Annotated in this window: 9 protein-coding genes; 2 read left to right on the top strand and 7 right to left on the bottom strand. The window is 73.3% G+C overall.

Features of this window, described 5'->3' with window-relative positions; translation table 11 throughout:
• Nucleotides 1-656, bottom strand: a 656-nt coding sequence (locus VGD85_RS16815; RefSeq protein WP_331064585.1) for an NAD(P)H-binding protein, incomplete at its 3' end; no start/stop codon positions are given.
• A gap of 120 nt (nt 657-776) precedes the next feature.
• Between VGD85_RS16815 and VGD85_RS16810 the strand changes: the two genes are divergently transcribed.
• Entirely contained in the window at nt 777-1,124 is a 348-nt protein-coding gene (locus VGD85_RS16810) for a helix-turn-helix domain-containing protein (RefSeq protein ID WP_331064584.1), read from the top strand.
• 3 nt (nt 1,125-1,127) lie between these two features.
• Here VGD85_RS16810 and VGD85_RS16805 read toward each other — a convergent pair whose 3' ends face one another.
• Complete coding sequence (locus tag VGD85_RS16805; RefSeq protein WP_331064583.1) at nt 1,128-1,559, bottom strand: ribonuclease H; 432 nt, start codon at nt 1,557-1,559, stop codon at nt 1,128-1,130.
• A 97-nt stretch (nt 1,560-1,656) separates the two neighbouring features.
• On the opposite strand from VGD85_RS16805, the gene VGD85_RS16800 reads away from it, so the two are divergent.
• Nucleotides 1,657-2,070: a DUF6314 family protein gene (locus VGD85_RS16800; protein WP_331064582.1), complete on the top strand. Its 414-nt coding sequence runs from the start codon at nt 1,657-1,659 to the stop codon at nt 2,068-2,070.
• 29 nt (nt 2,071-2,099) lie between these two features.
• On the opposite strand, the gene VGD85_RS16795 is transcribed toward VGD85_RS16800, so the two are convergent.
• From VGD85_RS16795 to VGD85_RS16775, 5 genes are all read right to left on the bottom strand, one after another.
• On the bottom strand, nt 2,100-2,279 hold the full coding sequence (locus tag VGD85_RS16795) for a hypothetical protein (protein WP_331064581.1): 180 nt from the start codon (nt 2,277-2,279) through the stop codon (nt 2,100-2,102).
• Nucleotides 2,280-2,475: 196 nt separating this feature from the next.
• Nucleotides 2,476-2,853 (bottom strand): carboxymuconolactone decarboxylase family protein, encoded by a 378-nt coding sequence (locus VGD85_RS16790; RefSeq protein WP_331064580.1) that lies wholly within the window; start codon nt 2,851-2,853, stop codon nt 2,476-2,478.
• Nucleotides 2,846-3,670 carry an NAD(P)-dependent oxidoreductase gene (locus VGD85_RS16785; protein ID WP_331064579.1) on the bottom strand — a complete coding sequence of 275 codons (825 nt, stop codon included), beginning with the start codon at nt 3,668-3,670 and terminating at the stop codon, nt 2,846-2,848. Before VGD85_RS16785 ends, VGD85_RS16790 begins: the two co-directional genes overlap by 8 nt.
• Nucleotides 3,663-4,394, bottom strand: coding sequence for an SDR family oxidoreductase (locus VGD85_RS16780; protein ID WP_331064578.1), 732 nt, complete (start codon nt 4,392-4,394; stop codon nt 3,663-3,665). The genes VGD85_RS16785 and VGD85_RS16780 overlap by 8 nt, the downstream gene beginning before the upstream one ends.
• A gap of 85 nt (nt 4,395-4,479) precedes the next feature.
• On the bottom strand, nt 4,480-5,937 hold the full coding sequence (locus VGD85_RS16775) for an aldehyde dehydrogenase (RefSeq protein WP_331064577.1): 1,458 nt from the start codon (nt 5,935-5,937) through the stop codon (nt 4,480-4,482).
• Nucleotides 5,938-6,066: the final 129 nt, after the last annotated feature.

The raw sequence follows: 6,066 nt of genomic DNA, 5'->3' as shown, positions 1-6,066 counted from the left end.
TAGCTCACTTCACGACCCAGCGCGTCGCCGAAGGCGCCGGCCAGGTCGGCGAAGGTCCAGGCCTCGTCACCGGTGAGCTCGTACGCCGCACCGTCGTGGCCGTCGGTGGTCAGCACCGCGGCGGCGGCCTCGGCGAAGTCGTCGCGGGTGGCGCTGGCCACCGCACCGTCGCCGGCGCTGCCCAGCACGACGCCGGTCTCGCGGGCCTGCTCGAAGGTCTGCGCGTAGTTCTCGGTGTACCAGCCGTTGCGCAGGAACGTGAACGGCACGCCGCTCTCGCGGATCAGGGCCTCGGTGGCGGCGTGCTCGGGCGCGACGGTGAGCGTGGTGTCGTCCGCGGCGGGCGCGCTGGTGTAGACGATGCGGCGTACGCCGGAGCGCGCGGCCAGCTCGACCACGGCACGGTGCTGCGGCACCCGGCGGCCGACCTCACTGCCAGAGACCAGCAGCACCACGTCGCCCGGGGCGAGCCAGTCGACGGAGTCCGGCACGTCGTCGAAGTCGAGGCGCTCGACCCGCACGCCCCGCTCGGCGAGGTCGGCCAGACGCTCCGGGGAGCGACCGGTGGCGACGATCCCCTCGGCCCCGCGCTCGAGCAGCGACTCGACCACGAGACGGCCGAGGTGGCCGGTGGCACCGGTGATGACGATGGACATGCGTGGAACCTTCCGTCGGTTGATGCGGTCACTCGCGTCAACCACGCGGCCGGCCGGCACGTTCCCGGTCGGCGGTACCCACTTTGAAGTGGGGTACCCACCCGGAGGTAAGGTCGATCCATGACCACCGTCGGCGACCTCCAGCTCGACACCGCCTGCCCCGAGACACGGCTCCTCGTCGAGCACGTCACCAGCAAGTGGGGGGTGCTCGTGCTGCTGACCCTCGACGACCGCACGCTGCGGTGGAGCGAGCTCAAGCGCGAGATCGCCGGCGTCAGCGAGAAGATGCTGATCCAGACGCTGCAGGTGCTGGAGGCCGACGGGCTGGTACGGCGTACCGCCCTGCCGGTGGTGCCGCCCCACGTGGAGTACGCCCTCACCGGCGAGGGCCGCGCCGCCGCGGGGCTGCTCGCCCCGCTCGTGCACTGGGCCCAGGGCCGGGTGCAGGGCCGGGCTCGGACCCGCTGAGGATCAGCCCCGGGTGGCGGCGACCGCGAGCCGGTCGACGAAGTCGTTCATCGCGTGGCCCGAGTGGCCCTTGACCCACGCGAACGCGATATCGCCCCGCTCCTGCACCAGGGCGACGAGCGGCTCCCAGAGGTCGCGATTGGCGACCGGCTTGCGCGCGGAGCTCACCCAGCCGCGATCCAGCCACCCCTGCCACCACAGGTCCCGGAAGCAGTTCACGACGTACGTCGAGTCGCTCACCACGAGCAGCGGCCCGTCGAGGGAGCGCACCGCCTCGAGGGCCGCGCGGATCTCCATCCGCTGGTTGGTCGACGGCGCCTCGCGGCCCGACGCGTAGACCGAGGTGTCCAGCGCCCAGGCCCACCCGCCGGGGCCGGGGTTGCCCGAGCAGGCGCCGTCGGTGAACACCTCGCGGGCCCCCTCCGGGACGGGCATGGCGGGTCGGGGCGGTCGCTTGGCTCGCTGACGGGGTGGCACCGGAGCACCCTCGCACAGCGGCGCGTCCGGGCCGCAGTTGGCTACCGTCATCGCCATGGGGCTCGACGCGCTCCCCACCGACCTGCTGGGGACCTGGACACTCACCCGGGTGGTCGACGACCGGCTCGCCGGGGAGCGGCGCGACGTCGTCGGCACCGCCACGCTGGCGCTGGAGTCGCCCGACCGGGTGCGGTGGAGCGAGGAGGGCACGATGACCTGGGCCGGCCGGTCGGTGCCGGTGAGCCGGACGCTGTATGTCGACCGGGTGGGCGCCGGCTGGGAGGTCTCGTTCTCCGACGGGCGGCCGTTCCACCCGTGGGCGACCGGCGAGCGGGTCGGCCATCCCTGCGGCCGCGACCTCTACACGGGGCTGATCGAGGTCGCCGAGTCGACCTGGACCGTGGAGTGGCAGGCGTCCGGCCCCGAGAAGGACTACGTGATGCGGACGGTCCACTCCGAACGGCGCTGACCGCGGACGGCCGGCCCGACCCGGCCGGGTCAGGCGGCGCGGGCCGCGCTCTCGGCCGGCTCGGTGCCGAGGACGACCAGTGCGGGGCGCGCGGCACGGCGTACCTCGGCGGCGACGGCGGCCAGCGCGGCGAGCGCGACGACGGCGGCGACGACGCCGAGCACGAGGAACGCGACGAGGAAGGGCTGGAGGGCGGCGGGGTCGTTCACGATGGTGCTCCTGGATCGGTGGGGCCGGGGCCGTCTGCCTCGGTGTCCCCACCGTCCCGCGCAGCTCTTGGGGACCGCTGGGAGCCCGCTCGGGGCCGACTGGGGGCTTGCGGGTTTCACCGGTCAGCCGGTGAAACCCGCACGACACGCCGAGGGCCACCGGCGTGTCGTGCGGGTTTCGGCTGCCAGGTCCGGCTCAGCGGCCCCGGGCGGCCTGCGCGATCGTCTCCTCGACGATCGAGTTGAGGCGCGCGCCGTTCGGCCAGCCGGCGTAGTGACACACGAAGATCACGATCTCGCGCAACGCCTCGTCGTCGAGCTCGCCGTTCGCGTACGCCGCCGGGACCTGGATGCCCAGCACGTCGGCGGCCCCCTGGCCGGCGAGCATGCCGATCAGGATCAGCCGGCGGTCGCGGTCGCTGAGGCCGGGCCGGCTCCAGATGTCGGCGAACAGGTGGTCGGCGGTGTAGCGGAAGAAGTCGCCCGCCCCGTCGGTCATGTCGAAGCCGTAGACCTGCTCCATCTTCTCCAGCCCGCGCCGCCGCGTCTCCGGCAGTCCCTCGAAGTCACCCAAGGCCGAGCCCCTCTCTCAATCGGTCCAGCGACAGTCGTGCGAGCGGTACGTCGACGCGCTGCTGCTCCGCGAGCGCTATCGCGAACGCGAGGTCCTTCTCCCCCAGCGCGGCGACGTGGTCGAAGACGCCGTGCCAGAAGTCGTCGGGGGCGATCGGCGCCGTGGTGTCGCGGTACATGATCGCGCCGGGTCCGCCGGTGATCGCGTCGGTGTGCCGCACCACCTTGCCGAGCTCGACCAGGTCGATGCCGGCAGCCTCCGCGAGTCGCTGGGCCTCGGTGACCGCGGTGAACGCGACGAAGTGGATGAGGTTGCGGGCCAGCTTCATCCGGGTGCCGGCGCCCAACGGGCCGGCGTGCACGACCAGCGAGCCCATCGCCTCGAGCGCCGGCCGGGCGACGTCGAAGGCCGCACCGGCGCCGCCGACCATGATCGCCAGCGACCCGTCCGCGGCACCCATCGGACCGCCCGAGACCGGGGCGTCGAGGACGGTGTGCCCGGCCGCCGCGAGCTCGCCCGGCGTCTCGGGGGCGACCGTCGAGTGGACGACGAGCACCACCCCGGGCCGGACCTCCGCGGCCACGGCACGCACCTGGTCGTCGTCGCGGACCATCACGCAGACGACGTCGGCGTCGATCGCCGCGACGCCGGCGGCCGCGACCGCCCCGGCCTCGACGAGCTCCGCGACCGGACCCGCCGCCACGTCGTACACCGTCAGGTCGATGCCGTCGGCAGCGGCGAGCCGCAGCGCCATCGGCTTGCCGATGTTGCCGAGGCCCACGAAGCCCACTCGCAGGCTGCCGCCCGGGTCAGGCACGGAACGTCTGCCCGCCGTCGACGGCGATGATCTGACCGGTCACCCACGACGACTCCGGCGACAGCAGGAACAGGCAGGCGCCGACCATGTCCTCCGGCTGCCCCATCCGCTTGAGCGCCAGCCCCTTGACCAGCTCCTTCGCGGCGTCGCCCGCCTGGGTGCGGGTCGCGGCGGTGTCGGTCGGGCCGGGCGCGATCGCGTTGACGCGGATGCCCATCCCGCCGAGCTCGTGGGCGAGCTGCTGGGTGAGGCCGTTCACGCCGACCTTGGCCAGGCCGTAGAAGCCGGAGTAGAGGTACGCCGCCGTGCTCGACTGGTTGACGATCGACCCGCCGCCCCGCCTCTGCATCTCGGGGTAGGCCGCGCGGGTCATCACGAGCGCGCCGTCCATGTTCACCGACATGAACCGCCGGTAGTAGTCCCAGTCGACGCTGATCAGCAGGTCGAAGGCCATGTCGCCGTAGATCGCGGCGTTGTTGACCAGCCCGTCGATCCCGCCGTACGCCGCCACGGTCGCTTCGACCAGCGCCGCTGCCGACTCGTGCGAGGAGACGTCGGTGCGCACGAACAGCCCGCCGATGTCGGCGGCGACCTTCTCCCCGCCCTCCACGTTGAGGTCGGCCACGACCACCGACGCACCCTCGCCCGCCAGCGCCCGCGCGTAGGCCTCCCCGATGCCCTGCGCCGCCCCCGTGACGACGACGACCTTGTCCTGGAACCTCATCTCACTCCTCCTGGGGTGCCACGCACCTGACGCATCTGCTGCCTCCGGCGCGCGCGCACGACATCTACGTCAGGTGCGTGGGTCCTCACGCCGGCTCCGCGATGGTCTTGATCTCGAGGTACTCCTCGAACCCCGCGACGCCCATCTCCCGGCCGATGCCGGACTGCTTGTAGCCGCCGAACGGCGCGTCGGGGCTGAACCACACCCCGCCGTTGACGGCGATCGTGCCGGTGCGGATCCGCGCCGCGACGGCCTTCGCGCGCTCGAGCGAGCCGGACTCCACCGAGCCCGACAGTCCGTACGCCGAGTCGTTGGCGATCCGCACCGCGTCGTCGTCGCCGTCGTGCGGGATCACCACGAGCACCGGTCCGAAGATCTCCTCCTGCGCCAGTCGGCTGGAGTTGTCGAGGCCGGCGACCACCGTGGGCTCGACCCAGAAGCCGGGCCGGTCGATCACGTGCCCGCCGGCGGCGAACGTGCCGCCCTCCTCGACCGCGAGCCGCAGGTAGGACGCGACCCGGTCGCGCTGCGCCCGGGAGATCACCGGTCCGCAGATCGCTCCCGGGTCGGCGGGGTCCTTGGCGCCGATCGACTCCATGGTCGCGGCCGCGACCTGCACGGCCTCGTCGTGCCGCTCCCGCGGCACCACCAGGCGCGTGGTGATCGCGCAGCCCTGGCCGGCGTGGATGCAGGCCGTGAACGCCGTGGCCCCGGCCGCGGCGGCGACGTCCGCGTCGTCGAGGACGATGGCCGCGGACTTGCCGCCGAGCTCGAGGAAGACCTTCTTCAGCGTGGGCGCGGCCGCGGCCATGATCGCCCGACCGGTCGCTGTCGAGCCGGTGAAGGAGACCATGTCGACACGGGGGTCAGTGGTGAGCAGCGCGGCCACCTCGTTGGACGCCGGGGCGACGACGTTGAACACGCCGGCGGGGATGTCGGTGTGCTCGGCGACCAGCCGGCCCAGCTCGCACGCCACCCACGGGGTGTCCGGCGCGGGCTTGAGGACGACCGTGCAGCCGGCGGCCAGCGCGGGCCCGATCTTGGCGAGGTTGATCTGGGTCGGCACGTTCCACGGGGAGATCGCGGCGACGACGCCGACCGGCTCGCGGCGTACCGTCCGCCGGCTCGCGATGCCCATCGGGTGCGCGACGCCCAGGTCGGTCTCGAACGCGTAGGTCTCCAACAGGTCCGTGACCCACTTCAGACCCTCGACCGGCACGTCGAAGCCGGCGGCGCCCATCATGAAGCCGGGCATGCCGACCTCGGCGGTCGTCAGGGCCCGGAACGGCTCGGCGTGCTCGAGCAGCGCGGCGTGCAGCTGGCGCAGGCAGCGCACCCGCAGGTCGGTGTTCGTGGCCCAGTCGGTCTCGTCGAACGCCCGGCGGGCGGCGGCGATCGCCGCGTCTACGTCGGCCGCGGTGCCGTCGGGGGCGACGCCGATCTCCTCCCCCGTGGCCGGGTTGAGGATCGGGTACGTCGTACCGTCGCTCGCGGCGACGAGCTTGCCGTCGATCAGCTGCTGGGCGGGCGGTGGGAGCGTCACGGAGTGGGCTCCTGCGTGACATAGGCGCCGGCCTCGACCGGCGGCGGCCACACCGTCGAGGGCAGGTCCTCGGGACGGTAGTGACCGGGCACCCCGAGGCCGAAGACCTGCAGGCGCCTCATCAGCGTC

Origin of the sequence: Nocardioides sp. (genome assembly GCF_036401255.1) — a bacterium.
Taxonomy (GTDB): domain Bacteria; phylum Actinomycetota; class Actinomycetes; order Propionibacteriales; family Nocardioidaceae; genus Nocardioides.
The sequence above is the reverse complement of the archived record's forward strand: the minus strand, read 5'-3'. Positions and strand labels throughout refer to the sequence as shown.

Excerpts from the sequence above, each read along its gene's own strand:
- VGD85_RS16780 (WP_331064578.1), bottom strand. The coding sequence starts at position 4,394 with ATGAGGTTCCAGGACAAGGTCGTCGTCGTCACGGGGGCGGCGCAGGGC.
- VGD85_RS16810 (WP_331064584.1), top strand. The coding sequence starts at position 777 with ATGACCACCGTCGGCGACCTCCAGCTCGACACCGCCTGCCCCGAGACA.
- VGD85_RS16805 (WP_331064583.1), bottom strand. The coding sequence starts at position 1,559 with ATGCCCGTCCCGGAGGGGGCCCGCGAGGTGTTCACCGACGGCGCCTGC.
- VGD85_RS16800 (WP_331064582.1), top strand. The coding sequence starts at position 1,657 with ATGGGGCTCGACGCGCTCCCCACCGACCTGCTGGGGACCTGGACACTC.